Consider the following 1571-nt stretch of genomic DNA (forward strand, 5'->3'; position numbering starts at 1 on the left):
GTCCCCGCCGTCCCCGCCGTCTCGTGCGCCCGCGTCGTCTGCCCCGCACGCGTCCGTGCTCCCACCGTCCCCGCTCCCGCCGTCGTCGCTCGGCTCCGCCGCGGTCGTGCTGCGCGCCGACCTGGGCCGTACGGTCGCCGGTCGGCGTCTGCTCCGCCTCTGGCACGACCACGGCGAGGAGCTCGTCCGGCTCACCGCCGGTCGGCCCGACCTGGCCGGCCTCTGGAGCGCCGACGGCGGACCGGGCCTCGTGCGGCACCTCGCCGAGACGGTCACCGACCCCGCACGCGCGCTGCCGAGCACCGTCGGGGCCGTCCCCCTGGGCGAGTACGTCGACCAGGTCCACGCCGCCTACGCCCGGTACGCGGGCCCGGAGCTGCGCTCGGCGCTCGCCAGGGCCCGCAGCGCCCTGCCCGACCTGACCGGCGCGACGTACGCGCAGCTGCTCGAAGCCCTCGGCCCGCCGGAGGAGGAGCACCATGACCACTGAGGAAGAGATCGTCGCGGCCAAGAACCGGATCAAGGAACGGCTCTTCGCCCTCCCCGGGGTGCTGCTCGTCGGGGTCGGGGGCAAGGAGGTGGGCGGCGTCCTCACCACGCAACCGGCCGTCAAGGTCCTCGTCCGCGAGAAGTTCCCCGCCCGGGCCCTCGCGGCGGCCGAGCTGATCCCGTCGGAGGTCGACGGGATCCCCACGGACGTGGTGGGCATCGGCGGCATCGTGCCGCACGCGTCCGAGCGACCGCCGGGCGTGCTCAACCCGGCCATGCGGGAGGACAAGGAGCCCCGGTTGCGGCCCCTGACGAGCGGGGCCTACCTCGGACCGGAGGGCGTCAACAGCCAGGGCACCCTCGGCTGCTTCCTCAAGGACCGGATCCAGGAATGGAAGGTCTACGCCCTCACGTGTCAGCACGTGATCACCGGCGACGGAGCGTTCACTCCGCTGCCCCTGGTGAGCCGGGTGGGCCAGCCCAGAGGAGTCGACGGCTTCCTCTGCTCCGACATCTTCGGCGCGTACGTCGCCGGGGCGGAGGAGTACGCGGTCAATCCGGACGGGAGGAAGAGCCGGGTCGCGGACCGGGACGAGGGGCTGATCCGGCTGCGGTCGGGCGAGCGCTGGCGGCCGTTCGTCGAAGGGATCGGGGAGATCACCGGAGTGCACCCGCTGACGCCGCTGGAGTCCAGCAGCAAGTACCCGGTGCGCAAGTACGGAGGACGGACGCAGAAGACCGGCGGCGTCGTCAGCGGCATGTACGACTCGCCACGGCAGGCGGACAACCTCATCCTCGTCACCCCCCACCCCCGTCCGGACCAGCAGGCCTGGGACACGCGGCACTTCTCCTGGCACGGCGACTCGGGCTCGGTCGTGGTCAACGACACGGGGACGAACGACCCCGACGGCAAGCCCGTGGTCGAGGTCGTCGGACTGCTCTACGGAGGGACTCCGGCGAACCCCGGCGAAAGCGCGGTCATGCCCATCCAGAAGGTGCTCGAACGGTTCGCGCACCACGAGCTGCTCGTCCTCGAAGTCGCCACCATCCGCAACTCCGCCCCCGTCAACACCGTCCCCGAC

The 1571-nt window shown here is 72.7% G+C and carries 1 protein-coding gene and 1 pseudogene; both read left to right on the plus strand.

Annotation, left to right across the window (positions count from 1 at the left end; translation table 11 throughout):
* Positions 1–490: pseudogene (locus EF918_RS35560) on the plus strand (hypothetical protein); the annotation flags it as partial.
* Positions 480–1571: hypothetical protein (locus tag EF918_RS35565; RefSeq protein ID WP_221889796.1), on the plus strand; the 1092-nt coding region annotated here is incomplete at its 3' end. The pseudogene EF918_RS35560 and the gene EF918_RS35565, both read left to right, overlap by 11 nt.

This window comes from Streptomyces sp. WAC06614, from assembly GCF_003949795.1.
Classification (GTDB): domain Bacteria; phylum Actinomycetota; class Actinomycetes; order Streptomycetales; family Streptomycetaceae; genus Streptomyces.